The sequence below is a fragment of the Kutzneria sp. NPDC051319 genome (assembly GCF_040682195.1).
Lineage (GTDB): Bacteria > Actinomycetota > Actinomycetes > Mycobacteriales > Pseudonocardiaceae > Kutzneria.
In genome coordinates, this window is record NZ_JBFBAM010000002.1 from 80,799 (window position 1) to 105,422 (window position 24,624).

Below are 24,624 nucleotides of genomic sequence, written 5' to 3' on the forward strand. Positions count from 1 at the left end.
TTGTCCTCTGGGGGGAACACATGGGACGTCGTACGCTCGTTCGCGCGGTCACGGCCACCGTGCTGGCCACAAGTTTCCTTGCGGCGGCCGGAAACTCGGCCGCTATCGCGGAAACCATCATCAGTGTTACAGACCCGGCGGCGCAAGCCGCTGCGGCCCGCGAGTTCGTGGAGCGCCTGGCGTTGCACGACCCGCGGCCAGATGTGCAGGTCTCGGCCTGGAACGCGCTGCTGAGCAGTCAGGGTGACGAGGCGATCGCTGAGTTCCTGGCCACCGGCCTGGCCGAAGCCAAGGCCCGTGCGGCCGAACGGGCGCAACGCAACACCGAATTCATCCAGCGCACCAACAAATACTCGCTGCCGGGCAGCGCGGTGGAGGTCACTTCGGCTCGCGCGCTGCTGGGGTCGGACATCGAACAGGACGAGTACGTCCGGGTCGGACTGGCCAAGGCTCAGCAGGCCGATCGGGACACGGACAACCAGTACCAGGAAAAGCTTGTGAAAATGGCCAAGGAGGACCAGGACTACGTCTCTGACCTCGCGGCCCACGATCCGGGGGTTCAGGTGCGTGCCGCCGCGAACCGCGCGTTGTCCCAACACAACGAACAGGCGATCGACCTGTTCTTCAAGTACTACTGGGCGAGCGCCGCCAGCCTGGACGACGAGTCGTTCCGCCGGTTCACCGCGGACCGGGACGCCATTTGGCACAACGATGTCACTCGATTGGTGGAGGCGGCCGAGGCGGCGGAGAAGGCCGAACGCGCGGCGAGTGGAGAACTGGCCGAGAAGTACCGGGCCGACGCGATCGACGCGTGGCGGCAGGTCGAGACGACGGCCGAACAGTCTAGTGTGGACTGGTCCGCTGAGCAGGCCAAGGCGGTGCAGCAGGTGGACGCGTGGGCTGCGATCGCCGTGCATGCCCGTACCGCGACCAGCGAGCAGGACTGGGCCGATGTGATCGCGCGCGGCGAAGCCGGCCGCACGTCGTGGGCCGCGGAAGCGGCGTGGGCGCAGTCCCAGGCCGACAGCTGGAAGGCAATCGCCGATCAGGCGCGGGCGAGCGCGGATGCCGCCGCCCGCGACGGGGGGAATAGCTGACATCATGAGCAACAGACGCGAACGCGCCACCGCCGGGTGGCGCGGACTCAGTGCCGCCGCCGTGCTGGCGGTGATCATGGCCTTGCTCGGCGAGATGTCCGGCAGTGCGGCTGCGGCTGTCGCGCCGCCGCCGACGAGTGCACCGTCCGCCATGCCCATGTCCGTTGACAGCGCCGCGGACGACGACGAGGACGAGTTCAACCGCCAGCTGGTCGAGGACATCGCCAGGCTCGCATCCGAGCCGGAAGTTCGGCAGGCCGCGCAGGAGGCCCTCGACTCGCACGACCCGGCCAAGATCATTTGGTTCTTGGACCATGGCGAGGCCGAGGCGAAGGCCCGGGCGGCCGAGCGCAAGCGGGCCGAGGCCGCGCACAACCGGGAACTGGTGCAGGGCTGGGCCCAGACTGGCGGCCCGAAGGTCCGCGCCGCCGCGCAGGCCGCGCTGGCCTCCGGGGACGACCAGGCGCTGGCCGACTTCGTCCTGTACGGCCACGACATCGCCGAGAAGCAGGACCAGCAGGACGTCGCCGACGCCAAGGCCGAGCAGGAACGCATCACCGGCCGGGTCAGGGACATGGTCGCCCATGGCGGTCCGCAGGTGAAGGTCGAGGGCACGGCCGCGCTGGCCTCCGGCGACTACACGCGGATCAAGGCGTTCTACCTGACCGGCTACGCCGACGCGAACCAGCGTGACCACGACTTCGAGGCCGCGATCGAGAAGGCGTTGGACGACCGCAACGAGGCGGTCGAAGCCCTGACCGACCTGGCCCGTCGCACGGCAGCCGCGGCACAGGCCCGGGCGGAGATTCTGCGGGCCAACATCGAGGCGGTCAAGGCCCTCGACGACGTCACGTTGGCCATGAAGCTGGGCACGACCGCGGCCCACCGAGCCGATGAGATCGTCCGGGAGGACCTGCCTGGCCGCCAGCACGGCCAGCCGGGCCGCACGCCGGAGATCGATGCGCTCCGGGCCTCCGCGACTCAGGAGGCGGACGCCGCCGGCCGCGCTGCGCAGACCGCCCGCGGCACTACCGCCGCCGTGCAGAACGCCGCCGTCGACCTGCTGCATACCGGCATGACCAATGGCCTTGACTGGGCCAAGGTGACCATCGCGGTGGGTGCGGCCGTCGAGGCGTGCGCGCAGGCCACCGCCACCGCGCAGCACGCCGCCGAGGCCTCGCTGGCCGACAGCCGCGCGCTGGACGCCGACAACAGGGCTGAGCAGCACGCGGAGAACGCCAAGAAGTGGCGGGCCGAGGCCGAGCGCCAGGCCCAGACTGCTGCCGACTTGGCTACCGCGGCCAAGCAACAGCAGGACATCGCCATCGGTGCCCGGGACCGGGCCAAGGCCCAACAGATCGCCGCCGAGAACGCCGCCGCCCAGGCGCGCCAGCACGCCGCCAACGCGCGGGCCGCCCGGGTCAATGCGCAGGGCGCGGCCGGCAATGCCGTGGCCAAGAGCAATGCCGCCGTCGCCGCGAACAACGACGCCGTGCGCGACGGCGAGCGTGAGCGGGATGCCAAGGTCGCGGCCTACAACACCGGCCAGCAGCTGAAGAACGCCACCACGATGTGCTACGCCAAGCAGCAGCGGGCTGACCAGATCGAGGCTGCGCTCAAGGCTGCGCGGGACCAGGCGACCGCAGAGGGCAAGGACGCCGACGCGGTGACCAAGGACATCGCGGCTGACGCCGCCCGGGCCCGCAGCGCAGCCAACGAGTCCGCCGCGTGGGAAGGCCGAGCCCGTGCCGCAGCAGCGACCGCCCAGGCCGAGGCTGCTGCCGCGTCCGCAGCCGCTCAGCGGTCCCGTGAGGCCGCGGCCAAGGCCGACCAGGAGGCGCAGACCGCGCGTCGGGCCGCGGACGACGCTAACCAGCTGGCCATGCAGGCTGCCAATGTCGCGGCGAACTCACAGGCCGCCGCCGACCAGACGCGGTACGAGGCCGAGGGCGCCGTCACTGAGGCGAACCAGGCCGTGTTTCAGGCTGACGTTGCCGACCGCTCGTCCGCCGCGGCCAGCGCGTCGGCATCGTTGGTGATCGACCCAGCACGGATGGCGGAGGTCATCGCCACGCCGTTCGCCAACATCAACGGCGACGCCCGCCAGGTCCTGGCGGCTGTCGCCGACGCCATCCAGCTCAGCCAGCAGTTGGCCAAGTCGGCGCATGACCGGGCCGCCGAGGCCGACCAGGCCGCCGATCGGGCCAAGAAGGCCGCCGACGCCGCCGTCGCCGATGTCAAGCCGGCCTACGACGCGGCGGTCCGCGCCGCCCAGTCGGCACAGCAAGCTGCGAGTTACGCCGTTGGCGCTGTCGACGCGGCAAACGCCGCCGCAGGCTTCGCGCAGAACGCACACAACGCCGCGACCAACGCGACAAGGGCCGCTTCCGCCGCGCAGGTCGACGCAGTTGTCGCCGGCCGTGCTGCCGACATGGCCAGCAACGCCGCGTACATCGCCGGTCAGGCCGCCGACGCGGCGTCCAAGATCGAGACATGGGCCGACGCCGTCACTGCCGCGATTCATGACTTCGGCGACAACATCAGCCATGCCCTTGACCAGTTCGAGGACCTGAAGGCCAAGGCCACTGAAGCCGAGCGGCTGGCCCGGGAAGAGGCCGAGCACAAGCGGGACGCGCTCAACCACCAGTTCATCGAGCTGGCCTTCCAGGGCCAGATGTGCGCGATCGCCCCGGTTTCACTGCCCTGCGCCCAATTGGCCGCGAAGGCGGGCGGTGCTCTGGTCGACGGCATCGGCGCCACCGCCGATTACGTCAAGGACGGCATCAACTGCCTCGCCGGTGACGAGAACGCGTGCAACCGCTTCAACACCGCCACTGTCAAGGTATACAACTTCATCGACAAGGCCGTCTACGGCTTTCTCGAAGGCGCGAAGAGCTTCTGGGACGGCCTGGTCACTCTGGGCGGCTGCTTCATCGAGACCGCCAGTCTCAACCCCGGTTCGGATTGCGGCGCGATCAAGGCCGGCATCCAGAATCTGATCGACAACCCGTATCAGATCATCCACCTCGACGTCTGGCACGACGACCCGGGCCGCGCCTTCGGCCTCACCGCCTTCGACGTGTTGAGCACGGTCGCCACCACCCCGATCGGCGGCGCGGGCGGCGCCGTCTCCAAGGTGCTCGACACGGTCTCGGAACTGATCGCCAAGGCCACCACACGGCTGGTCGATGGCGTTGGCCACATCACTGAGTTCACAGTTCGGGTGCTCGACGTCGCCACTGGCAAGCTGGCCGACTGGGTACCTGTCATCGGCACCACCGTGCGTATCGAGGGTGGCCTGGCCAAGCTGGACACGGCGGTGGTGCTCTTCGGCGATCGGCAGTTCCCGCTCAGATCGCTGCCACTGAAGGTCGAAGGTGACATCAGCAAGATCGACAGCGCCGTCGCCAGCGTGGAGGGTGGCTTCGTCCGCGTCGAGAACGGCGTCGCCACCCTCGAAGACGCCAAGATCGAGTTCAAGCCGGCCCCGAAGGGCACCCTGCCGCCGGAGTTCCCCAAGAGCGGGGCAGATGTTCCCGGGGGCGGCTGGGAAGGCGAGGAGTTCGGCACGAAGCTCTCCCTCACCGCCGAGCAGAACACCGTCGCGAAGCAGTTGCTCGCCCAGGCGAAGGAGAGCGCGAAGACGGTCACGCCGAAGATCGAGAACCTTGAAAAGGAGATGCCTGGCACCCGGCTGGACGGTCTGAAGGACCAGCTCAAGGGGGACAACTCGCTCAAGCGCAAGCTCGCGACCGAGTTCATGGACGGCGCTACCACGGAGACTGCGGTCGCCAAGGTGAATGATGCCCTCCGCTACACGTTGGTGTTGCCGGACAAGGACTACGCGGTTCTGGCCGAGCAGACGATCGAGAAGCTCAAAGCGGCCGATTTCAAGCTCGAGGTGCTGAAAAACAAGTGGCGTCAGAACAAGGACAACTTTGAGTACCGCGGGATCAACCTGACGCTGTTCGATCCGGCGACGAACCAGGTATTCGAGCTCCAGCTGCATACCGAAGCGAGTCTGGCGGCTAAGACGATCGAGCACGGTTGGTACGACTTGACCCGGCTGCCGGGGGTGTCGGAGATGACGATCCTCTATGCTCAGGCACAGTCCAAACTGATCTTCGGCGACGTGCCGTTTCCGGACGGGGCGATCAAAGTCGGGTCAGTCGTCGCCTAGGGTGGGAGACGCCATGGAACGGGAATATCGCTACTACCTGATCGTGTCGGATCTCGATCCCAGGGACAGTCCCTACGGACTTGTTCGAGCCTGGGGTCCGGATTCGGGCCTACCGCTGGAGGAGTTTTTCTCGCCAAGACTGGTGTGGGAGAAGAGCACCATTCTCAGCCGCATCAGCCACGGATCTATGAACCGGGACGCGGAGCGGATCGAGGAGAGGGAAGTCGAACTCTATGTGGAGGTCCTGACCCGCCGCTTCAAGGCGCAGATGGAGGGCTGATTGACCGGCGTGGTGTGTCCGGGTGCCATCTCGGCGCCCGGGCATGCCGCTATCTGTCCGGAGTGGACGCCAAGCGTCGAACTCCAGGTTAGCTCTGCTTACTGATGCAGGCGACCTGGGCTTTTTCGTGCGGTGGTATTTCGGTTGGGGATGCCTTGGTCCGAGGGGAGAATCCGGGGCGTGGCGGTGTTCGAGTGTGCGGGGTGCGGGGCGGAGCTGACGGCGCGGCTGACGGAAGTGCCGCTGCCGGGCCATGCGCATCAGCGCTACCGGCACGACCTGCTGCCGGCGCTGATGGAGCCGGGGACGTACGCGGTGGACCCGAAGCCGTGGGGGCCGCCGTGGCGGAAGTGGGACGAGGTGGGGGAAGAGGAAGCGGCGGCGAGGGGTGTGTACGCGCCGGTGTACAGCCTGTCGTACGGGGCGGAGGGGTGGGTGGTGATCGCGCCGGGGGACGGCCGGGGGATGAGGCTGATCCCGGAGCGGCTCGACGGCTACTGCTACGGCGTGGACGGGAGGGAAGGCCCGAACCTGGCGTGCGAGCGGTGTGGAGAGCCGGTGGCGACGAGGATCGACGACTGTGCGAAGTGGCAAGCGGTGTGGCTGCAGCCGGAGGCGGTGCGGGCGGTGCCGAGCGCGGAGCGGCCGGTGGAGGAGACGGACATCCCGCCGGTGACTGCGGAGGGAAGGTGGGATCCGCGCTGGGAGGCGGAGGTGGGGATCGCACTGGCCCACCTGGTGGCGGCCTCGGACGGAGCGTCGCTGACCGTCCCGAGTGGACTGTGGGAGAAGGTCTTCGCGCCGGCGCTGGCGGTGCTGCTTCCAACCGGGGAGCCGAGGATGGTGAGCGTCGACGATGTGTCGATGCCGCCGGCGATGGTGCGCTGGCTGGGGCTCCCGCTCGTCAAGGACAGGGACGAGGACACGCCGCCGGGGCCCTGGTTTCCGTTCGAACCGGACGTCGGCCTCTTCCTTGACACGCTGACAAGGATGCCGGCGGTGCGGGAGCCCTGGCTGCGCGAGATCTACGACCGGGTCCGAGCCACTAGATACCGAGTTGTAAGGCGGTTCTGCCTGCCGAAACGGGAGTGGAACCCCGAAGCGTGAGACCGCAGGAGGCGGCCAACGCGGTCAGTTCCTCGACGGTGCGTTCACGGCCGCCGAAGCACATGAGCATGAACAGGTCGATGGCGGTGCCGGCGGTGGAAAGCAAGGGCTCGATGACGATGATGGCGCCGTGGGGGCCGGCGGCGTCACGGCAGCGGCCGAGAATGGTGCGGCAATGGTCGTCGTCCCAGTCGTGCAGGATGTCGGACAGGATGTAGGCGTCGGCCCCGGCGGGGAGGGGCTCGAAGAAGCTGCCGGGCACGGCATTCCCGCGGTCGCTCACGCCGGCGGCGGCGAAGCGGGCCAGGGCGGGGGCGGTGGTGGGAGCAAGGTCGACCACGGTGCCGCGGACGCCGGGATGCGCGGAGAGGATGGCGCACAACAGGTTGCCGTCGCCGCCGCCGGCGTCGACTATCGAAGGGTAACGGCCCCAAGGGAAGTTGGCGGCGATGAGGGAGGCGTGGTTCTCGAACCGCCACGCCATCTGGGCGTCGAAAGAGCGGCGCAGCGGGGGATGGTCGTCGAGGTCGGCCCAGAACTCGCGGCCGTAGCGGTGGGTGTAGGCGGACGCGCCGGTGGTGATCGTGTGCAGCAGATCCACGAACGCCAGATCGGCACGCCCGCCGGCCCGGTTGATGTCGAGCAGGGGCTTGAACTCGGCCAGCTGGGCGCCGAGATCGGTCGGGCGGTAGCGGTCGGACTCGCAGGTGAAGAGGCCGACGGTGACGAGATGGTCGAGCAGGCGGCGCAAGATCGGGGCGGAGGTGTCGGTGTCGGCGGCGAGCCGCTCGGCGGTGGCGCCGTCGCCGGCACGGTCCACCAGGTTCAAGGTCGCGGCCACCCGAATGGCCATGGGAGTGGCCAGATCGGCCAAGGACATGATCGACGGTTGGCCCATGGCCATCGAGGCTACCTCAGTAGGGAAGCCCGGTCTGCTGCTCCTGCACGGTGAACCAGCGCCACTCGGTGAACTCCTCGACGTTGGCCACGCCGCCGAAGCGGCCGCCGGTGCCGGAGGAGCCGGTGCCGCCGAGGGGAATGTGCGGCTCGTCGTTGATGGTCTGGTCCCCGATGTGCACCATGCCGGTCCGCAGCCGCCCGGCGACGGCCAGCCCCCGCGCGGTGGAACCGGTGTAGATGCCCGCGGTGAGGCCGTACTCGGTGCGATTGGCCAGCTCGACGGCCTCCTCCTCGCTGTCGAACACGACGACCGGCGCGACCGGGCCGAAGATCTCCTCCTCGAACGCGGGCATGCCCGGGGTGACCTCGCTGAGCACGGTCGGCCGGTAGAACGGCGCGCTGGCCGTGCCGCCGGTCACGGTGCGAGCCCCGGCCGCCACGGTGCTGTCGACGATGTCGGACACCTTGGCCAGCTGCCGCTCGTTGATGATCGGTCCGATGTGGACCGACGGGTCGGTCGGATCGCCCACCTTCAGCCGGGACGCCTCGGCGGCCAGCGCCTCGATGTAGTCGTCGGCCACGGACCGGTGCACGAGATGCCGGCTGGCGGCCATGCACACCTGGCCCTGGTGGAAGAAAGCGCCCCACGCCCCGGCCTTGGCCGCCGCCGGCACATCGGCGTCGTCGAGCACGATGAACGCGTTGTTGCCGCCCAACTCCAGCTGCACCTTCTTGAGCAGCCGGCCGGCGGTCTCGCCGACGAGCCGACCGGTGGCGGTGGAGCCGGTGAACGAGATCATCCGGACCTGAGGCGCCTCCACCACGGCCGCGCCGGTGACGCCGTCGCCGGGCAGCATGTGCAGGACGTCGGCCGGCAGCCCGGCGTCCTCGAAGATCCGGGCCAGCAGCACGCCGCCGGTGACCGGGGTGTTCACGTCCGGCTTGAACAGCACGGCGTTGCCCAGGGCCAGGGCCGGCGCGAGGGCCCGCATCGCCAGCAGCATGGGGAAGTTCCACGGCGTGATGATGCCGACCACACCGAGCGGCACCCGCCGGGCGAAGTTCGTTCGGCCAGGAACGGTGCTGGGCAGGGTGTGCCCGTCGGCGGCCAGGCACAGCGCGGCCGCCTGCCGCAGCTCGGTGCTGGCGTTGAAGATCTCGAAGCCGGCCTTCATCGCGGTGCCGCCGGTTTCCCGCTGCACCCACCAGGTGATCTCCTCGGCGTGCCGCTGGATGAGATCGGCCGCCCGGTACAGGATCGCGGCCCGGTCCTGGGGCAGGGTCGCCGCCCACGCCGGTTGCGCGGCGAAGGCCGACTCCGCGGCGGCGGCCACGTCGTCACGAGTGGCGACGCCGGCGTCGAAGAGCGCCTTGCCGGTGGCTTTCTCGGTCACCTCGATGGAGGACGTGGCCGGCCGCCAGCCACCCGAGTAGATGGCACGGGCGGTCCGGTCACCGTCGACGAGCTGGTACATCTGGCTATCCCTTCCTCACTGGCTGCATCAGATGCTTGATCTCCTGGAACTCGGTCAGGGCACGCAGCCCGTTGAGCCGGCCCGTGCCGCTGTGCTTGAAGCCGCCCTCCTCGAACTGGTCGTTGACCATGCCCCAGGCGTTGGTCCACACGGTGCCGGCGTCGATGCGCCGCGCGACCCGCAGCGGTCGGTCGACGTCCCGGCTCCACACGCTGGCCGCCAGCCCGAACTCGGTAGCATTGGCCAGCTTCACGGCCTCGTCCTCGGTGTCGAACACCTCGAACGTGCCGACCGGGCCGAAGACCTCCTGCTGCACCAACGGATTGTCGGTTCCGGACACGGCGAGCAGCGCCGGCCGGAAGTAGGCGCCGTCGGCCAGGTCGGCATCCGTCGGCACACCACCGCGCACGATCGGCGTCGCATAGTCCAGAGTGGACTCCACGAACCGGGAGACCCGCTCCACGTTGGCCTTGTCGATCATCGGCCCCATGTCGCTCGAAGGATCGTCGCCGGGGCCGACCCGCACCGCACGCAACGAAGCGGCCAGCCGCTCCCGCAGCTCGTCGGCGATGCCGCGCTGGGCCAGGATCCGGCTGCCGGCCATGCAGAACTGGCCGGCGAAGGTGGTGATTCCCGCGGTCAGCACGGGCACCGCGGCGTCGAGATCGGCGTCGTCGAACACCACCATGGGCGTCTTTCCGCCCAGTTCAAGGGAAACCGGCGTAAGGTTGTCCGCAGCGTCCCGCATGATCTGCCGGCCGACCGTCGTGCTGCCGGTGTAGCTGATCACGTCCACGCGGGGATCGCGGACCAGCAGCGGGGCGCCCTCGTTGCCCGACTCCGTGAAGGAATTCAACACCCCCGCCGGCAAGCTGGGCGCCGACGTCAGGATATCCAGCAGCAGCCCGTTGGTCAGCCCGGTCTGCCCCGGCATCTTCATGGCCACCGTGCACCCCGCGGCCAGCGCCGGCGCGACGGACCGGATCGACAGCACGACCGGGGAGTTCCACGGCACGATCACCGCCGCCACGCCCATGGGCTGCCGCAGCGAGAACGAGTACACGTCCGGCGAAACCTCAGCCGCCGCACCGAGATCCGACAGCGCCAGCCCCGAGTAGTAGCGCAGCTTCGGGATCGCGAGGTCCACTTCGAACGTCGCCTCGCCGAGGATCTTCCCGTTCTCCACGGCCAATGACGTGATCACCTCGTCCCGGCGCGCCTCCAGCGCATCGGCCATCTCGCGCAGCACCCGGGCTCGCAGCTGCCGGTCGTGCGCCCATTCCGTGCTGTCAAAGGCCTTCCGGGCCGCCGCGACGGCCGCGGAGGCCTCCCGCGCGCCACCGTCCGCGTACGTGCCGAGTGGCTTGCCGGTCGCCGGGCTGAGCGACTCGGCGCGTCGGTCACCGTCCAGCCATCGGCCGTCGATATGGTTGCGGGCCACGCGTTTCTCCTCGGGTTGTTAGGGTGTGGCTCGTGTTCAGCTCGCAGGAGCTCGTCGCTCTGCGCTCGTTCCTCGCCGTCTACCGCAGCGGGGGAGTGACTCGCGCGGCCGAGCAGCTCCAGACGTCCCAGCCGACGATCTCCCACCACCTGCGGCTGGCCGAGGCCGTCGCCGGCCGGCCGCTGTTCACGCGGTCGGGCCGGGGCATCGCGCCGACCGAGGCCGGGCACGCCTTGGCCGCGGACATCGCGGGCGTCTTCGACCAGCTCGACACCGTGATCGACGCACGGCGCGACAGCGCCTCCTACGCGGTGCCGCTGGCGCTGGGGTCGACGCCGGGGCAGCTGGACCAGCTGGTCGGGCCGCTGTTGGCGCCGCTGGTGGCCGAGGGCATGACCCTCCAGCTGCGGATCGGCGTCTCACCCGAGCTGGTGGCCGCCCTGCTGACCGACGAGCTCGACCTCGCCGTCGTCACGAAGATCGAGGGCGCGCCGCGGATCCAGCTGCACCTGCGGCACTGGTTCGACGAGGATTTCGTGTTGGTGGGGCCGGCCGACGAGCCCGACTACGACCCGGAGTCGCAGCGGCGGTTCGTCGGCTTCTCCCAGGAGATGCCCATGGCGCGGCGGTACTTCCGGTCCTGCTGGGGGATCACCCCGCCGGCCCCGGCCGTGACCATCGCGGACATGCGGTCGGTCGTCACCCTGGTGGAGACCGGCCTGCTGTCGGTCGTGCCCGGCTTCATGGCCCGACCGGCCATCGCCGCCGGGCGGATACGGGTGCTGCACACACCGGCGTCGCCGGTGCTCAATCCGAACTATCTGGCCTGCGTGCGCGGCCGGCAGAACCGGCCGCACATCGCCGCCGCCCTCGAACGACTGCTCGACGGCGCCCCTACTGGAAGCTGACCGCGCTCGGCGCCACCACCAGCACCACCCGGTCCGCCGCGTCCGGCGGCGGGCCCTGGCGGTCCAGGCTGTAGCGCCGGGCCAGCGTCTGGAAGAGCTCCCCGTTCGGGTCCTTCTCGATCTCGACGACGGTGCCGCGCACCTCCAGGTAACGGTACGGCGCGTCCGGGTCGTTGATCGACATCGACACGTGCGGGTCGAACTCGATGTTGCGGTACTTCTGCCGCGTCGTGGTGTGTGTGAGCCGGATGTGCTGGCCGTCCCACAGGAACCACATCGGGTTGACCTGGATGGTCCCGTCGGGGCGACGGGTCCCGACATGGCCGTAGAGCGGCCGCTCCAGCAGGTCCAGGTGCGATTCCGGCACGACTGTCATCAACGTCCTCCCTGTTGTCCCTGCTCCCGACCCTAGGGCAGGGCCCGTGGCGCTGCCATCAAGTCTCGACGCCGACCCATTCACGTTTTTTGGCGACGCGGGCGTCACGCCTTCGGCGGCGTCGAGAGTGACACCACGCCGTCGGCGATCTTGGTCCTGGTCGGGCCGTCCACGGCGGTCACGGCGAACGGCGATCACCACCACGGCGGCCACGGAGATGGCCACGACCTTGCGGTTCACCGTCCGCGGCGGATTGACCACGTCGCCGATGTGGATGTTGCCCCGACATTGCCGGTCTGCACGGCGTGGCCGGTCACCTCGCCCGACATGTCGTTGGCGACACCGGCCTCGGGCGGCGTCGGTTCGTGACCCTCGGTCATGACAGGTGATCTTAGGGGCCGTTCGGCCGCGTCCACCGGCGATTGCCCGAGACACCGAGCTGAAACCGCCGTGAAACCGGGCGCGCCGATGCTCGTGCGCAGTTGACACGAACGAAGGGGGGCGCCATGGGCAGCGCGATCACGGTCCGTGGACTGCGCAAGAGTTTCGGCGACAAGGTGGTGCTGGACGATGTCGACCTGGACGTCGACCAGGGCGCCGTCTTCGCCCTGTTGGGACCGAACGGCGCGGGTAAGACGACGGTGGTGCGGATCCTGTCCACCCTGATCCACGCCGACGCGGGGGAGTTCGCCGTGGCGGGGTGCCGGGACCCCGGCGACATCAGGAAGGCGATCGGCGTCACCGGCCAGTTCTCGGCGGTGGACGACCTGCTGACCGGCCGGGAGAACCTGCTGCTGATGGCCGATCTGCACCGCCTCGACCGCGCCGAGGGGCGTCGCCGCGCCACCGACCTGCTGGCCCGCTTCGAGCTGACGGAGGCGGCCGGCAAGCCGGCGTCGACGTACTCCGGGGGCATGCGGCGACGGCTGGACCTGGCGATGACGCTGGTCGGCCGGCCGAGGGTGATCTTCCTGGACGAGCCGACCGCAGGCCTCGACCCGCGCAGCCGACAGACGACGTGGCGGATCGTGCGGGAGCTCGTGGCCGACGGCGTGACGATCCTGCTCACCACGCAGTACCTGGAGGAGGCCGACGAGCTGGCCGACCGGGTGGCGGTGCTGGACAACGGCCGGCTGGTGGCGGTCGGCACGCCGGCCGAGCTCAAGCGTGGCATCCCCGGCGGGCACGTGCGCCTGCGCTTCGCCGATGACGCGGGGCTGGCCGCCGCGGCGGCGATCTTCGTCGACGCGACGAGGGACGAGGAGGCGCTGACGCTGGCCATTCCCGGCGACGGCGACGTCGCCGCGCTGCAGGAGGTGCTGGGCCGGTTGCGGCTGGCCGGGATCCAGGCCCTGGAGCTGTCCGTGCACACCCCCGACCTCGACGACGTGTTCTTCGCCCTGACCAAGGAGGCGACGCGATGAGCTACACGGCGATCATGTTGCGGCGCAACATGAAGCACGGCCTTCGTGATCCCGGTGCGATGATGCTGTCCGTCGTCATGCCGGTGGTGCTGCTGTTGTTGTTCGTCGGGGTGTTCGGCGGGGCGCTGCAGGTCGGCGTCGCGCACGGGGCCTACGTCGACTACCTGGTGGCCGGCATCCTGGTCATGACCGTCGGCTACGGCTCCTCGACCATGTCGCTGATGCTCACCCGGGACATGGCCTCCGGTGTCGTCAATCGGTTCCGCACCATGGCTGTTCCCCGGGCCAGCGTCCTGACCGGGCACGTGCTCGGCTCCGTGATTCGCACGGTGGTCAGCGTTCTGCTGGTCATCGCCGTCGCGCTGCTGCTGGGCTTCCGCCCGACCACGGACCCGGTGCGATGGCTGGCTCTGCTCGGGATGGTCGTGCTGCTCACGCTCGCGTTGACCTGGGTGGGGGTGGCGGTCGGGCTGGCGGCGAGGACACCCGAGGCCGGGATGCCGTTCGTGTTCCTGCTCCAGACCCTGCCGCTGCTGAGCAGCGCCTTCGTGCCGACCGACTCGATGTCCGGCGCGGTACGGTGGTTCGCTGCGCACGAGCCGTTCACGCCGATCACCGACACGTTGCGGGGGCTGGTGCTGGACACGCCGGTCGACGGCGCGTTGGCGGCCGTGCTGTGGTGCGTCGGCCTGGCACTGGTCGGCTACCTGGCGTCGCGGGCGTTGTTCGGTCGCGATCCGAGGACGTGAGGGCTCGTCGACAACAAGTGTTGTCGGGCCGTCACCCGAATTGGGGAGGCCGGGTTTGGCCTCCTCGGAGCCGGGCAGCCTCCTCGGGTACGACCGTCCAATCTGGAGGCGAGATGGCTCTCTCGGACAAGTTCAACGAGATGAAGGACAAGGCCAAGGACATGGTCGGCCAGCACGGCGACAAGGTCGACGACGGCGTCGACCGGGCCGGTCAGTTCGTCGACGAGAAGACCGGCAACAAGCACTCCGACCAGATCAACCAGGGTGCGGACAAGGCCAAGGAAGGCCTGCGCAACTGGGGTGGCGGCGAGCAGCAGCAGTAGTCAGGCCACGCCGAGCCGGCCCGTGATTCGTGTACGGGCCGGCTCGGCCTGCTAGCTCTTGCAGGCCGGTCAGCTCTTGCAGGACTGGGCGTTCTTGACGGCCTTGGCCGCCTCGTCGGCCTTGCCCTTGAGCGTGGCCTGGTCCTCCTCGGCCGCCTTGACGGCCACGGTGGCGTCGGTGGACTTGGAGATGGCCTCGGCCGCGGTGGCGGCCGCCTCGGCGGCCTTGGCCGAGGACTCCGCGTCGGTGGCGCCGGAGGCCTGCAGCGCGTCGGCGTCGGCGTTGGCCTTGTTCATCACGGCGTCGGCGGCGGTGGAGTCGGCCTTGGCCTTGGCCACCTTGTCGTCGGCCGCCTTGAGGTCTGCGTCGGCCTTGGTCTTCGCGGCCTGGGCGGTGGCGACCTTGGCCTGGTCCGGCGTGCAGGTGTCGGCCGCGGGCGACGAGCCGCAGGCGGACGTCAGCACAGCGGCCCCGAGCACGACAACGAGCAGCGCAGAGCGCATCAGGAACTTCCCCCCTGAGAGAACAAACCGTGTCAGTGGGTCACTCTACGGATATCGGACAACGGGATTTCGCCCGGGTGCGCGCATGGCCGTGATGAGCGCACTGGATTTGCCGGCCAGCGCCCCGGCGACGAAGCGGTTGACCAACGGCAGGCGAGCCGCCTTCAGCGCGGCGCGACGGATCCTCAGCTGGATAACGGATTCCGGGAGGAACCAGCGCGCGCCGGCCCGGGCCGTCTGCTGCTTTTCCTCGGTGATCGGCCGCCACAGCCGTTCGTACTCGGACACCGCCCGCTCGATCGACGGCTCGTGGGCCAGTTGGTGGGCCAGCACGTAGGCGCCGGCGATGCCGAGCGATGCCCCCTGACCGGCGAGCAGCGAGACCGCGTAGCAGGAGTCGCCGACCAGCACCACTCTTCCCTTGCCCCAGCGCGGCATCTCGATCTGCGCCACCTGGTCGTAGTAGATCTCCGACGACGGTGGGCATCGGTCGAGCGCCGTCGGCACGACCCAGCCCAGCCCTCGGTACGACTCCCTGATCGCCGTTCGCAGGTCTTTTGGCACTTGCGGATCCGTCGTGCGGTGCACGGCGAACGCCGCCACCCGGCCGTCACGCAGGGCGTAGAACCCCATCTGCCGGCCGACGGTGTCGGTCAGGCAGAACCGGTCGCCGATCGCCGCGTGGATCTCCGGTGCGTCGAACTGGAACGCCGCCGTGTGAAAACCCAGGCAGCGCAAGGGCTTCTCGCCGAACACCAGTCGCCGCACGGTCGAATGGATGCCGTCCGCGCCGACGAGCAGATCCGCCTCGATCTCCTCGTCGCCCAGTCCCACCGTGACGCCGTCGCCGTGGTCGTTCACGGCTGTAACCGTTGCGCCGAAACGCAAGTCGACCGCCTCGGGCAGGTTCTCGCGCAGCACTCGTTCCAGATCGGGCCGCATCACGCTCAGCAGCCGGCCGTGAATCGCCTTCGCGAACTGGGTGTACTGTACCCGGCCGCGGCGTCGCCCGTCCTCGTCGAGCAGGCTGGCTTCGTCCACTGTGTACGCCACGTTCTCGACCGCCGGCAGCAGCCCCATGGCCTCGACCGCGTCGTATCCCGTTCCGAAGAAATCGATCATGTATCCCTGCGTGCGCGGGCCGGGTGCCCGCTCCAGCAGCACAACTTCGTCACCCAGCACGGACAACCGGTTCGCGAGCGTCAGCCCGGCGATCCCGGCGCCGCAGATCACCACCTTCATTGCCTTCTCCTCTGCTCAGGGAAGGAGCCTGCGTAGAACGGCGTTCACCGCCTCGGGGTTCGGTCGCGTGCCCAGCCCTCGGTGCAGCAGCAGGCCGTCGATCGAGGCCACCAGCACCGCCGCCGTCTCGACCGGCTCCGGCACCCCGTGCTCGTCCAGCCAGCGGCCGAATCGCTCCCGGAAGCCGTCCACCACGGTCGCGATCTCCTCGCGGAGCTCGGGGTCCCGCGTGGCGGCCAGGTACGCCTCGATGAACAGCAACGACAGCGGATCCGTCCCCGAGTACTGGTTGACCGAGGCCAGCATCAGGTCCACGGCCTCCGCCGGCGTGCTCGCGGCGTCGAGAAACCCGTCCAGCTCCGCCAGCATCTGGCGCATCACGCCGACCACGGCCTCGTTCAGCAGCGCCGGCAGCGAGGAGTAGTGGTAGTGCACCACGCTGGGCGTCACGCCCGCGCGCTCTGCCAGCACCCTCGTGCTCACCGCCGGCCAGCCCCGCTCCGGGATCAGCTCCACCGCCGCCGACAACAGTCGTTGTCGCACCTCGCGGCCACGCTCCGCCGCCGGCATCGCGCTCCTTCTTTTGTCTAGGGCAGTCGTCCTGTACGACTGCCCTAGACGGTAGCACAGCTTCGCCGTGGGCTGATCTGCCCACAGCAGCGTGTGTCCCGAGCCGTGCTGTGTCGCCGGCATTGTCGGGGGCATGGCAAACGACGACAGGTCGCCGCTGTTCGATCATCGGCTCCGTGAGCGGTTTTTCAGCCAGCGGGTGCTGATCCTCGACGGTGTGCTCGACGACGACAACGGAACCGTGTTGGCGACTCAGATGTTGTCGCTGGCGAGTGAGGATCCGCGCAAGGACATCGCGCTGTGGATCCATTCGCCCGGCGGCTCTGTCCCTTCGATGTTGGCGATTCGGGACGTGATGCGGCTGGTGCCGTGTGATGTCTCGACTCTGGCCATCGGCTTGGCGTGCAGCGCCGGGCAGTTCCTGCTCTCGGCCGGCACTCCCGGCAAGCGTTTTGCCTTGCCGCATGCCCGGATCTTGATGCACCAGGGCTCGTCCGGCATCGGCGGCTCCGCCGTGGAGGTCGAGGTGCAGGCCGATGATCTGCGCCATACCCGGGACACCGTGCTCGGTCTCGTCGCCGAGGACACCGGGCAGTCGATCGAGCGGATCTTCGCCGATTCCTTGCATGACCGCTGGTTCACCACCGAGCAGGCCTTGGAGTACGGCTTCATCGACCACATCGTCGCGGCGCTGGGCCAGGTCGTGCCCGTCCGCACTCATGCTCTGGGTCTGGGGGCTTCCGCATGAGCACGTACACCATTCCCAATGTCATCACCCGTGTCGCCGGCGGCGAGCGGATCATGGATGTCTACTCGCACCTGCTTTCGGAGCGGATCGTCTATCTCGGCACCGGCATCGATTCCGGCGTGGCCAATGCCCTCATCGCGCAGATGTTGTTCTTGGAGGCGGAGAACCCGGAGCAGGAGGTCCAGCTGTACATCAATTCCGACGGCGGCGACCCGTCGGCGATGCTCGCCCTGTACGACACCATGCGTTTCATCAAGTCTCCCGTGACCACCACGTGCATCGGCCAGGCCGTCGCCTCTGCCGCCGTGCTCCTCGCCGCCGGCGCCCCCGGCCGCCGCGCCGTGTTGCCTCATTCCCGCGTGGTGCTCCATCAGCCCGCCGCTCAGGGCCGTGGCACCATTCCCGATCTCATCCTTCAGGCCGATGAGGTCGTCCGCGTGCGCACCCAGTTGGAGAACATCCTCTCCCGCCACACCGGCCACGACGTCGCCCAGCTCCGCCACGACACCGACCGTGACCGCGTCTTCGACGCCCCGGGCGCGGTCGCCTACGGCTTGGCCGACTTCGTCTTCGAGCACAAGGCCTAGCGCCCCGTGAGCCTGGCCGGCGCTGCGTGACCAGCTTGTGCCGGCGTAGTCGTGCTGCCCCGCGCCGGGACCGCCGGCGCGGGCCTTCTCTACGCCGTTTCCCCGAGCCCGTCGGAGAACACCGGCCGCTGGTCCACCATTTTCACCGTCCATCGGCTGTGGTGGATGAGCCGGTGGTGGGCTCCGCAGAGGAGGACCATGTTGTCCAGGCTGGTCGGTCCTCCGTTCGCCCATTCGACCACATGGTGGGCGTGGCATCGCGCCGGCTCCGTCTGGCATCCCGGGAACGCGCAAGCGCCATCCCGCTCGATCAGCGCCTTGCGGATCCCCTTCGGGGCCGTGCGCTGCTGCCGCCCCACGTCCAGGATCTCTTTGCCGGCCCCGAGCACCAGCCGCATCACCGTGCTGTCACAGGCGATCCGCCGTGCTTCGGCTGCGCTCATCACGCCACCGCCTTCGACCTTCGCCACACCCGTGTTGTCCATGAAGTCCTGGAACGACATCGACAGCGTCAGGTGCGGCCGTTCCCCGCCCTGCTCGGGCAGGCCTTCGCTGCGGGAGGCCAGTTCGATGATCTCCGCGAACGCATCGCCCTGCCGCTCGGCGGTGGTGCGGGGGTCTGTGCCCGAGGTGGGCTTGGCCAGCGCGCTGAGCATCGCCGCGATCTTCGCCCCGTACTCCTGGTCAAGCATTCCCCAGAACACCATGCTGCCGTCCAGCTTGCGTTCGAAGCGGAACTCCCGCTTCGGCGCCCGCAACTCCCGGTCGTCCGGCGCTTTGCCGTCCTGGTTGAGATGGAACAGGATTCGCTGCGCGATGTTCTTGAACTCGCCCTCGTCGAACTGGACGTTCTCCAACAACGACGCCTCAACCCGGCCCCGCTCGACCGCCGGCGCTATCCGCAACGTCTCGTGGATGATCTTCAGGTGCTGCCGGTCCAACTCTCCAGCGCGGCCTGCTTCGCGGATCGCTTGGCTGTGGAACAACTCCGCGTACCGAAGCCGCTCACGCGCTTCCCTGATGGTGAGCCGCCAGCGGATCACCATTGTCGACACGATCGAGGTCCGGTCCTCTTTCGACTTCAACGATCGGTCCCACACCTCCCACACCCGCTCCAACTGCTGGATGTAGAGCGCGCGATACCGGGCTTCGGCTTCTTCGCCGGCTTGCCACAGCTCCAGTTCGCCGTGCTGCCACCCTTCGGTGTCGGCAGGGAATTCAGGATTCGCTGACATATCCCCATTCTACTACCCTTTTGTGATCGACTTCCGTTACGCACCAACCTATACACGATCGTGGCGGCCTTCAATCCCTTCGCTGGAAAGCGCTTTCCACCTCCTCTTGCAACACCTTCCTCGCCATGATCGAACCCTCACCCTTCGGCCCGTCCCAAGCCTTCTGTAAACACGCGCACCCACCCACCGATGCCGCGCAACGCGCCCCGCCCACCCACCTGCTCCGCGCACCCTCACTCCAGAACCGCATGCCGAACAGAGTGATCGTGCTTTGTAGGCAAAGGCTGGCAACCGCGCGGTGCGGACATCCGACGCACCACCAGACGCGCCGCACCACCAGACGCGCCGCACCACCAGACGCGCCGCACCACCACGACCCAACGCCCGCCCCTACGCAGCCATCAACACCGGCCCCGCCGGCCCTGTCGGCCGCCGCAGTCGCTGCAGGCGTTGCACATCGCCGGCGATCTCCAGCAGCAGCGTCGACAGCTCAATCCCCAGCGCTCCGGTGACCGCGGCGATCATCTCGCTGGAGGGTTCCTTGCGGCCGCGTTCGATCTCGGAGAGGTACTGGGGGGAGATGCCGGCGCGTTCGGCGGTGTCGATGAGGCGGTCGCCTTGTTCCTCGCGGGCGGCGCGGAGGCTGCGGCCCAGGGCCTCGCGCCAGAGGGGTTCGGGGGCGCGGGTGCGCGGGAACGGGATGATGTCCGCCATGCGGCCATGGTGGCATCGGTTGGCGGCGCGCGGACCGGCCTTACGCTGCCAGCGAACTCACCGCCACCGGCAGAACCTCACCGCTACCGGGAGAACCTCACCGCTACCAGGAGAACCTCACCGCCATCAGCAGAACCTCACCGCTACCAGCAGAACCTCACCGCTACCAGCAGAACCTCATCGCCACCAGCAGAACCTCACCGCTACCGGCAGAACCTCATCGCCACCGGCAGAACCTCACCGCCAACGGTAGAGGTCGCGCAGCAGGGCGATCTCGGCGCCGTGGTGCAGGAGTTCGCGGTTGATGTGCAGGACGAGCCGGGCCATGGGGCTGTCGGCGAAGGGGCCTTCGGCGGGGCCGCAGGGCTCGGCGAGGTCGGCCTTGCGCACGCCGTCCATCCACGCCTGGTAGTTGTCGTCGAGTTGGCGGAGGGCGGTGGCGGCGTCGCCGGGGTAGTCGTGGTTGTTGTAGTCCATGGCGGGGCCGCCGAAGTGGGAGGCGACGCGCATGCCGAGGACGCCGACGATGATGTGGCCGAGGCGCCAGGCGATGGTGGTGACGGGGGCGGGGTCGGGCTGGGGGAAGGCGAAGTCGATGACGTAGTCGCCGGTGCCGGCGGCCATGGCGGTGGCGCTGGTGCCCCGGGGCCGCACGTTCCATGCCCCGGCCACCGGTTCCCAGCGGTATTCGTCGTCGCTCAGGCCCTCCAACCGCGGCCGCAGCTGGTTCGTCCAGTGCCAGTCGGCCTGGTCGATGAGCAGGTCGGTCCAGTCGAGGTTGGTGTCCATGGAGCGATGCTAGAACGCATTGAGGACAACTGCTGTCCGCGTTGGCGGACGGTCTCCTAGGCGACAATGCCGAAGCGCTTGGCCTCGACGAGCGGTTGTCCCGGCCGGTCTTCGCCCGTGCCGTCGACACCTCCGTCGCGCCGCCGCCCGCCCTGGTCGACCGGTGGGCCCGCCGACCCATCATGCACTATGCAACACTTTCTTGAGGAAACTGTTGTCGAGTTATGGGGCGTCGCGCGGATGCACAGTCCGGGACCGTGGGAACTGGAACAGGCGTGCTGGGACGCGATCGTCGCCGGCACGGCCGTCGAGTTCCTGGACCGCGTGATGACCGATGGGGCGGTGGTGCTGCTCGCGGACGGGCCATTGCGGCGCAAAGAGGTCCTGGACCACTACGCAGGCCCGCCGCGCTGGCGGGCCTGCCGGCTGGAGTCGACGCGTACGGTGGAGCTGACCGACGCCGCCGTGGTGCTGACGTACACGGCCCGGCTCGAAGCGGGCGGCTCGGTCCTCCCGGAGCTGCTCAAATGCACCAGCGTCTACATGCTGGACGACGGCGAGTGGCGGCGCAGCTTCCACGAGCAGGGGGCGCCGTGACGTCTCAGAACGTCCAGCGGGTGGCCCCGTGCGGCTCCTGCCCGGCGACGCCGACCGCGGAGCGCAGCGTCAGGCGGTAGAGATGCCAGGGCGCCGGCCCCGCACTCGGTGCGCTGTAGGGCGCAGTCAGCGCGTCGCCGTCGACCGACGCCGGCCAGCCACCGCTGCGGAACACCGCCGCCAGCCGCTCCAGCGTCTCCGCGTCCGTGACCCGGTGGGCCTCGCCCTCCATGGTCAGGTCGATGCCTCGCAGCCGCACCGCCACGCTGCACGCCGGATTCGCCGCCAGGTTGCGTGACCTTCGCGTTCCCGGCCCGCCGACGAAGTACAGCGCGTCGTCCACCCACACCGCCCCGACACCGGCCGTGTGCGGCCGCCCGTCCGGGCGCACCGTCGCCACGAAGAACGTCAGGTCCGCCGTCGGGGTGTCCGTGGCCAGGATGTCTCGGGGCCTGCTCCACGGCAGTTCCGCGTGCCCGTACAGATCGAGGTTCCGGGTCGAGCTGGGCTCGTTCATGGCGTCAGTCATACCCCAGCGTCGAACGGGACGCACCTGAATCGACACCCTCGCGGGCCCGGCCGAGGATCCGCCGCCGGGCGGCCAGCAGCACGTCGTCCGGCGCCATGCCCAACTCGTCGGCCAGCTGCTGCCGGACGACCTCGAAGTGCCGCAGCGCCACGGCCGTCTGCCCGGTGCCGGCCAGGGCGAGCAGGTACTTGGCCTGCACGCCGGTGTGCAGGGGTTCGGCAGCGGACGCGGCGCGCAGGTGGGGGAGCGCGGCCCCGGCGGGCGCGATGTCGGCGTAGGCGAGCACGGCATCGGTGTGCTCGATCCTGATCGTCGTGTGTTCGGGCAGGCTGTGCAGGTCCGGGAGATCGGCGAGGGGATCGCCGTGGAACAGCCGCAGCGCCGCCTCGTGGTCCTCTGCCCGCACGAGATGTCGGAACCGCAGCAGGTCGTGCTCGTCCACGTGCACGACGAGCCGGTAGCGGGGGCCGTCCGACACCAGGAGCTCGCGCCTCGCCGTCCGGTTCTTGGCCAGCGCCCGGCGCAGCCGGCTCACCGCGGCCGGGACGAGTCGGCGTGCCGCCTTGGCCGACCGATCCGTCCACAGGGCGTCGGCAATGGCGTCGCGGTGCACGAAGTCGTTGGGGGACAACGCGAGCAGTCCCAGAACGGCGCGTTGCCGGGCCGAGCCGACATCCACCGGCACGCCGTTGCACGTCACCGCGAACGGGCCCAACACCCGGAACCGCCACGGCGTTGCGGTCAAGACATATGACAGATGCTCATCATCGAGTCCGATGGCCCTGAACAGGTTGCGCAGCGCGGCGGGCCGCGGCCGCGCGGTGCGGCCCTGCTCGATGTCGCGCACGGCCCCGATGCTCAGGCATGAGCGCTCTGCCAGCTCCTTCTGGGTGATACCCGTGGCCCGTCTGCGTTCCGCGATCAGGTGACCGACCGCCTTTCCCTCGATCGTCTCCACTGTCCCCCCGCGTCATGTGACCGTCTCCGCGACCCAGTCTGCCCGTACCGAACCCGTACCGGGGCCGTCGACGCCGCGTTGACCACCGAAATTGCACCCCGGCCGACGGTGATCACCCGGCCGCCACGATCCGCCACCATGGACTTCTCGTTGCGCTTCAGGGGTTATAGAGGGGGAACATGAGACTCGGCAGATTACTGGCCACGGTGTCGGCGGCAGCGGTGCTGCTGACCGGCGTCGTGACGACGGTGACGGCGCCGGCCGCGACGGCGGCCCCGGCAACTTCGTCGCTGGGTGGCACGATCACCCGGTCGGAGGTCATCGCGCGGGCGAAAGCCTGGTACGACCACAATCCCGGCCCGTACGACCAGAGCGCGTACTCGCCCGGCCCCAGCGGTGACGGCTCCTACCGCCACGACTGCTCCGGCTACGTCTCGATGGCGCTGCACCTGGCCCACAGCCCCAGCACGGCCGATCTGCCGACCTACGGCTACGAGATCCCGTGGCAGGACCTGAAGCCGGGCGACTTCTTCAACCGGTCCACCGCCGTGTACCCGACCGGGCACGCGTTCATCTTCGAGAAGTGGGACGACAACAACGGCAACTTCAGCTACTACAGCTGGGGAGACACGCCGATCTCCCACGGCCACACCAACATTCACAATTCGAGCTGGGTCGGCTGGCCGGCCAGCAGCTACAAGATCTACCGCTACAAGAACATCCTCGACGACACCCCGCCGCCGACCGGCGTGCGAGCGGTCGTGACGGCCACGGGCGGGCAGGAGTACGGCATCGCCCCGGACGGCCACGTGATGTCGACCTTCTGGTCCGGCGGCTCCGACAACGGCGGTTGGCACGAGTGGTTCTCGATTCCCACCGGCTACGGCGACGGCGTCACCGCGCCGAACGCCACCGTCACGGTGACGTCGATCAACGGCCAGACGCAGCTGTTCACCACCGCCGCCGACGGCCACGTGATCAGCACGTTCTGGGCCGGCAACATCACCACCAACGGCGGTTGGCACGAGTGGTTCTCGATCCCGACCGGTTTCTACGACGGCAAGGCCGCACCCAACGCCACCGTGTCGACCACGACGATCAACGGCCAGCCCCAGCTGTTCACCACCGCGCCCGACGGCCACGTGATGAGCACCTTCTGGTCCGGGGCCATCACCACCAACGGCGGTTGGCACGACTGGTTCGCCATTCCCACCGGCTTCTACGACGGTGTGGCGGCGGCGAATGCCACCGTGACCGTGGCCGGCACCCAGCTGTACACGCGGGCTCCGGATGGCCATGTGATGTCGACGTTCTGGTCGGGTGCCAACACCAATGGCGGCTGGCACGAGTGGTTCTCCATCCCCACCGGCTATGGCGACGGCCTGACGGCCAACAACGCCGCGATTTCCGTGACGACGATCAACGGCCAGACGCAGCTGTTGACCACAGCGGCCGATGGCCACGTGATGAGCACGTTCTGGTGGGGCTCCGTGGAAAACGGCGGCTGGCACGGCTGGTTCTCCATCCCGACCGGTTTCTACGACGGTGTGGCGGCCGCGAACGCCACTGTGACCGTGGCCGGCAGCCAGCTCTACACGCGGGCTCCGGATGGCCATGTGATGTCGACGTTCTGGTCCGGTGACATCACCGACAACGGTGGTTGGCACGCGTGGTTCTCCATCCCCACGGGATACGGGGACGGCGTGACGGCGGCCAACGCCGCGATTTCCGTGACGACGCTCAACGGTCAGACGCAGTTGTTCACCACTGCGGCCGATGGTCATGTGATGAGCACGTTCTGGTGGGGCTCCGTGGAAAACGGCGGCTGGCACGGTTGGTTCTCGATCCCGACCGGCTTCTACGACGGCAAGATGCGTCTGAGCTGAGATCA

General features: G+C 69.1%; 25 protein-coding genes. 12 read left to right on the forward strand and 13 right to left on the reverse strand.

Annotation, left to right across the window (positions count from 1 at the left end; translation table 11 throughout):
- Window positions 1–20: 20 nt before the first annotated feature.
- From AB0M73_RS02395 to AB0M73_RS02410, 4 genes are all read left to right on the forward strand, one after another.
- Window positions 21–1,097: a hypothetical protein gene (locus AB0M73_RS02395; protein WP_363885849.1), complete on the forward strand. Its 1,077-nt coding sequence runs from the start codon at window positions 21–23 to the stop codon at window positions 1,095–1,097.
- 61 nt (window positions 1,098–1,158) lie between these two features.
- Complete coding sequence (locus tag AB0M73_RS02400) at window positions 1,159–5,277, forward strand: hypothetical protein (protein WP_363885850.1); 4,119 nt, start codon at window positions 1,159–1,161, stop codon at window positions 5,275–5,277.
- Window positions 5,278–5,290: 13 nt separating this feature from the next.
- Window positions 5,291–5,557: a hypothetical protein gene (locus tag AB0M73_RS02405; protein ID WP_363885852.1), complete on the forward strand. Its 267-nt coding sequence runs from the start codon at window positions 5,291–5,293 to the stop codon at window positions 5,555–5,557.
- Window positions 5,558–5,737: 180 nt separating this feature from the next.
- The gene (locus tag AB0M73_RS02410; protein ID WP_363885854.1) at window positions 5,738–6,664 is read left to right on the forward strand and encodes a hypothetical protein; all 927 of its coding nucleotides are present in this window, start codon (window positions 5,738–5,740) and stop codon (window positions 6,662–6,664) included.
- Here AB0M73_RS02410 and AB0M73_RS02415 read toward each other — a convergent pair.
- The 3 genes from AB0M73_RS02415 to AB0M73_RS02425 are packed head-to-tail and all read right to left on the reverse strand — an operon-like array spanning window position 6,603 to window position 10,480.
- Complete coding sequence (locus AB0M73_RS02415; RefSeq protein ID WP_363885856.1) at window positions 6,603–7,562, reverse strand: methyltransferase; 960 nt, start codon at window positions 7,560–7,562, stop codon at window positions 6,603–6,605. The genes AB0M73_RS02410 and AB0M73_RS02415 overlap by 62 nt on opposite strands.
- Window positions 7,563–7,578: 16 nt before the next feature.
- The gene (locus AB0M73_RS02420; protein ID WP_363885858.1) at window positions 7,579–9,039 is read right to left on the reverse strand and encodes an aldehyde dehydrogenase family protein; all 1,461 of its coding nucleotides are present in this window, start codon (window positions 9,037–9,039) and stop codon (window positions 7,579–7,581) included.
- Window positions 9,040–9,043: 4 nt separating this feature from the next.
- Window positions 9,044–10,480: an aldehyde dehydrogenase family protein gene (locus tag AB0M73_RS02425; protein ID WP_363885860.1), complete on the reverse strand. Its 1,437-nt coding sequence runs from the start codon at window positions 10,478–10,480 to the stop codon at window positions 9,044–9,046.
- A gap of 32 nt (window positions 10,481–10,512) precedes the next feature.
- On the opposite strand from AB0M73_RS02425, the gene AB0M73_RS02430 reads away from it, so the two are divergent.
- Window positions 10,513–11,388 carry a LysR family transcriptional regulator gene (locus AB0M73_RS02430; protein ID WP_363885862.1) on the forward strand — a complete coding sequence of 292 codons (876 nt, stop codon included), beginning with the start codon at window positions 10,513–10,515 and terminating at the stop codon, window positions 11,386–11,388.
- Here the strand turns inward: AB0M73_RS02430 and AB0M73_RS02435 are convergent.
- Complete coding sequence (locus tag AB0M73_RS02435) at window positions 11,375–11,764, reverse strand: PPOX class F420-dependent oxidoreductase (protein WP_363885863.1); 390 nt, start codon at window positions 11,762–11,764, stop codon at window positions 11,375–11,377. The two genes, AB0M73_RS02430 and AB0M73_RS02435, sit on opposite strands and share 14 nt — an antisense overlap.
- A 236-nt stretch (window positions 11,765–12,000) precedes the next feature.
- Window positions 12,001–12,144 (reverse strand): hypothetical protein, encoded by a 144-nt coding sequence (locus AB0M73_RS02440; RefSeq protein WP_363885865.1) that lies wholly within the window; start codon window positions 12,142–12,144, stop codon window positions 12,001–12,003.
- A 126-nt stretch (window positions 12,145–12,270) separates the two neighbouring features.
- On the opposite strand from AB0M73_RS02440, the gene AB0M73_RS02445 reads away from it, so the two are divergent.
- The 3 genes from AB0M73_RS02445 (at window position 12,271) to AB0M73_RS02455 (ending at window position 14,260) form a co-directional block, all read left to right on the forward strand.
- Window positions 12,271–13,188: an ATP-binding cassette domain-containing protein gene (locus tag AB0M73_RS02445; protein WP_363885867.1), complete on the forward strand. Its 918-nt coding sequence runs from the start codon at window positions 12,271–12,273 to the stop codon at window positions 13,186–13,188.
- Window positions 13,185–13,937 (forward strand): ABC transporter permease, encoded by a 753-nt coding sequence (locus AB0M73_RS02450; protein WP_363885869.1) that lies wholly within the window; start codon window positions 13,185–13,187, stop codon window positions 13,935–13,937. Before AB0M73_RS02445 ends, AB0M73_RS02450 begins: the two co-directional genes overlap by 4 nt.
- A 113-nt stretch (window positions 13,938–14,050) precedes the next feature.
- Window positions 14,051–14,260, forward strand: a complete 210-nt coding sequence (locus AB0M73_RS02455) for an antitoxin (protein WP_363885871.1) — start codon at window positions 14,051–14,053, stop codon at window positions 14,258–14,260.
- A 69-nt stretch (window positions 14,261–14,329) separates the two neighbouring features.
- On the opposite strand, the gene AB0M73_RS02460 is transcribed toward AB0M73_RS02455, so the two are convergent.
- The 3 genes from AB0M73_RS02460 to AB0M73_RS02470 are packed head-to-tail and all read right to left on the reverse strand — an operon-like array spanning window position 14,330 to window position 16,576.
- The gene (locus tag AB0M73_RS02460) at window positions 14,330–14,764 is read right to left on the reverse strand and encodes a hypothetical protein (RefSeq protein ID WP_363885872.1); all 435 of its coding nucleotides are present in this window, start codon (window positions 14,762–14,764) and stop codon (window positions 14,330–14,332) included.
- Between the two features lie 45 nt (window positions 14,765–14,809).
- Window positions 14,810–16,006 carry an FAD-dependent monooxygenase gene (locus tag AB0M73_RS02465; protein ID WP_363885874.1) on the reverse strand — a complete coding sequence of 399 codons (1,197 nt, stop codon included), beginning with the start codon at window positions 16,004–16,006 and terminating at the stop codon, window positions 14,810–14,812.
- Between the two features lie 15 nt (window positions 16,007–16,021).
- Entirely contained in the window at window positions 16,022–16,576 is a 555-nt protein-coding gene (locus AB0M73_RS02470) for a TetR/AcrR family transcriptional regulator (RefSeq protein WP_363885876.1), read from the reverse strand.
- 133 nt (window positions 16,577–16,709) lie between these two features.
- On the opposite strand from AB0M73_RS02470, the gene AB0M73_RS02475 reads away from it, so the two are divergent.
- Window positions 16,710–17,324: an ATP-dependent Clp protease proteolytic subunit gene (locus AB0M73_RS02475; RefSeq protein WP_363885878.1), complete on the forward strand. Its 615-nt coding sequence runs from the start codon at window positions 16,710–16,712 to the stop codon at window positions 17,322–17,324.
- Entirely contained in the window at window positions 17,321–17,911 is a 591-nt protein-coding gene (locus AB0M73_RS02480) for an ATP-dependent Clp protease proteolytic subunit (RefSeq protein WP_043717015.1), read from the forward strand. Before AB0M73_RS02475 ends, AB0M73_RS02480 begins: the two co-directional genes overlap by 4 nt.
- Window positions 17,912–18,000: 89 nt before the next feature.
- On the opposite strand, the gene AB0M73_RS02485 is transcribed toward AB0M73_RS02480, so the two are convergent.
- From AB0M73_RS02485 to AB0M73_RS02495, 3 genes are all read right to left on the reverse strand, one after another.
- Entirely contained in the window at window positions 18,001–19,146 is a 1,146-nt protein-coding gene (locus tag AB0M73_RS02485) for a DUF222 domain-containing protein (protein WP_363885880.1), read from the reverse strand.
- Window positions 19,147–19,536: 390 nt separating this feature from the next.
- Entirely contained in the window at window positions 19,537–19,860 is a 324-nt protein-coding gene (locus tag AB0M73_RS02490; protein ID WP_043717013.1) for a helix-turn-helix transcriptional regulator, read from the reverse strand.
- Between the two features lie 237 nt (window positions 19,861–20,097).
- Entirely contained in the window at window positions 20,098–20,649 is a 552-nt protein-coding gene (locus tag AB0M73_RS02495) for a DinB family protein (RefSeq protein ID WP_363885883.1), read from the reverse strand.
- A gap of 240 nt (window positions 20,650–20,889) precedes the next feature.
- Between AB0M73_RS02495 and AB0M73_RS02500 the strand changes: the two genes are divergently transcribed.
- Window positions 20,890–21,246, forward strand: coding sequence for a nuclear transport factor 2 family protein (locus AB0M73_RS02500; protein WP_363885885.1), 357 nt, complete (start codon window positions 20,890–20,892; stop codon window positions 21,244–21,246).
- Between the two features lie 4 nt (window positions 21,247–21,250).
- Here AB0M73_RS02500 and AB0M73_RS02505 read toward each other — a convergent pair whose 3' ends face one another.
- Complete coding sequence (locus AB0M73_RS02505; protein WP_363885887.1) at window positions 21,251–21,763, reverse strand: pyridoxamine 5'-phosphate oxidase family protein; 513 nt, start codon at window positions 21,761–21,763, stop codon at window positions 21,251–21,253.
- Window positions 21,764–21,767: 4 nt separating this feature from the next.
- Window positions 21,768–22,733 carry a BTAD domain-containing putative transcriptional regulator gene (locus AB0M73_RS02510; protein WP_363885889.1) on the reverse strand — a complete coding sequence of 322 codons (966 nt, stop codon included), beginning with the start codon at window positions 22,731–22,733 and terminating at the stop codon, window positions 21,768–21,770.
- A 179-nt stretch (window positions 22,734–22,912) separates the two neighbouring features.
- Here AB0M73_RS02510 and AB0M73_RS02515 point away from each other — a divergent pair, with 179 nt between their 5' ends.
- Complete coding sequence (locus tag AB0M73_RS02515) at window positions 22,913–24,619, forward strand: hypothetical protein (RefSeq protein WP_363885891.1); 1,707 nt, start codon at window positions 22,913–22,915, stop codon at window positions 24,617–24,619.
- Window positions 24,620–24,624: the final 5 nt, after the last annotated feature.

Excerpts from the sequence above, each read along its gene's own strand:
- AB0M73_RS02455 (WP_363885871.1), top strand. The coding sequence starts at position 14,051 with ATGGCTCTCTCGGACAAGTTCAACGAGATGAAGGACAAGGCCAAGGAC.
- AB0M73_RS02405 (WP_363885852.1), top strand. The coding sequence starts at position 5,291 with ATGGAACGGGAATATCGCTACTACCTGATCGTGTCGGATCTCGATCCC.
- AB0M73_RS02420 (WP_363885858.1), bottom strand. The coding sequence starts at position 9,039 with ATGTACCAGCTCGTCGACGGTGACCGGACCGCCCGTGCCATCTACTCG.
- AB0M73_RS02495 (WP_363885883.1), bottom strand. The coding sequence starts at position 20,649 with ATGGACACCAACCTCGACTGGACCGACCTGCTCATCGACCAGGCCGAC.
- AB0M73_RS02415 (WP_363885856.1), bottom strand. The coding sequence starts at position 7,562 with ATGGGCCAACCGTCGATCATGTCCTTGGCCGATCTGGCCACTCCCATG.
- AB0M73_RS02445 (WP_363885867.1), top strand. The coding sequence starts at position 12,271 with ATGGGCAGCGCGATCACGGTCCGTGGACTGCGCAAGAGTTTCGGCGAC.
- AB0M73_RS02485 (WP_363885880.1), bottom strand. The coding sequence starts at position 19,146 with ATGTCAGCGAATCCTGAATTCCCTGCCGACACCGAAGGGTGGCAGCAC.
- AB0M73_RS02450 (WP_363885869.1), top strand. The coding sequence starts at position 13,185 with ATGAGCTACACGGCGATCATGTTGCGGCGCAACATGAAGCACGGCCTT.
- AB0M73_RS02460 (WP_363885872.1), bottom strand. The coding sequence starts at position 14,764 with ATGCGCTCTGCGCTGCTCGTTGTCGTGCTCGGGGCCGCTGTGCTGACG.
- AB0M73_RS02465 (WP_363885874.1), bottom strand. The coding sequence starts at position 16,006 with ATGAAGGTGGTGATCTGCGGCGCCGGGATCGCCGGGCTGACGCTCGCG.
- AB0M73_RS02500 (WP_363885885.1), top strand. The coding sequence starts at position 20,890 with ATGCACAGTCCGGGACCGTGGGAACTGGAACAGGCGTGCTGGGACGCG.
- AB0M73_RS02475 (WP_363885878.1), top strand. The coding sequence starts at position 16,710 with ATGGCAAACGACGACAGGTCGCCGCTGTTCGATCATCGGCTCCGTGAG.
- AB0M73_RS02395 (WP_363885849.1), top strand. The coding sequence starts at position 21 with ATGGGACGTCGTACGCTCGTTCGCGCGGTCACGGCCACCGTGCTGGCC.
- AB0M73_RS02435 (WP_363885863.1), bottom strand. The coding sequence starts at position 11,764 with ATGACAGTCGTGCCGGAATCGCACCTGGACCTGCTGGAGCGGCCGCTC.
- AB0M73_RS02515 (WP_363885891.1), top strand. The coding sequence starts at position 22,913 with ATGAGACTCGGCAGATTACTGGCCACGGTGTCGGCGGCAGCGGTGCTG.
- AB0M73_RS02505 (WP_363885887.1), bottom strand. The coding sequence starts at position 21,763 with ATGAACGAGCCCAGCTCGACCCGGAACCTCGATCTGTACGGGCACGCG.
- AB0M73_RS02480 (WP_043717015.1), top strand. The coding sequence starts at position 17,321 with ATGAGCACGTACACCATTCCCAATGTCATCACCCGTGTCGCCGGCGGC.
- AB0M73_RS02490 (WP_043717013.1), bottom strand. The coding sequence starts at position 19,860 with ATGGCGGACATCATCCCGTTCCCGCGCACCCGCGCCCCCGAACCCCTC.
- AB0M73_RS02440 (WP_363885865.1), bottom strand. The coding sequence starts at position 12,144 with ATGACCGAGGGTCACGAACCGACGCCGCCCGAGGCCGGTGTCGCCAAC.
- AB0M73_RS02470 (WP_363885876.1), bottom strand. The coding sequence starts at position 16,576 with ATGCCGGCGGCGGAGCGTGGCCGCGAGGTGCGACAACGACTGTTGTCG.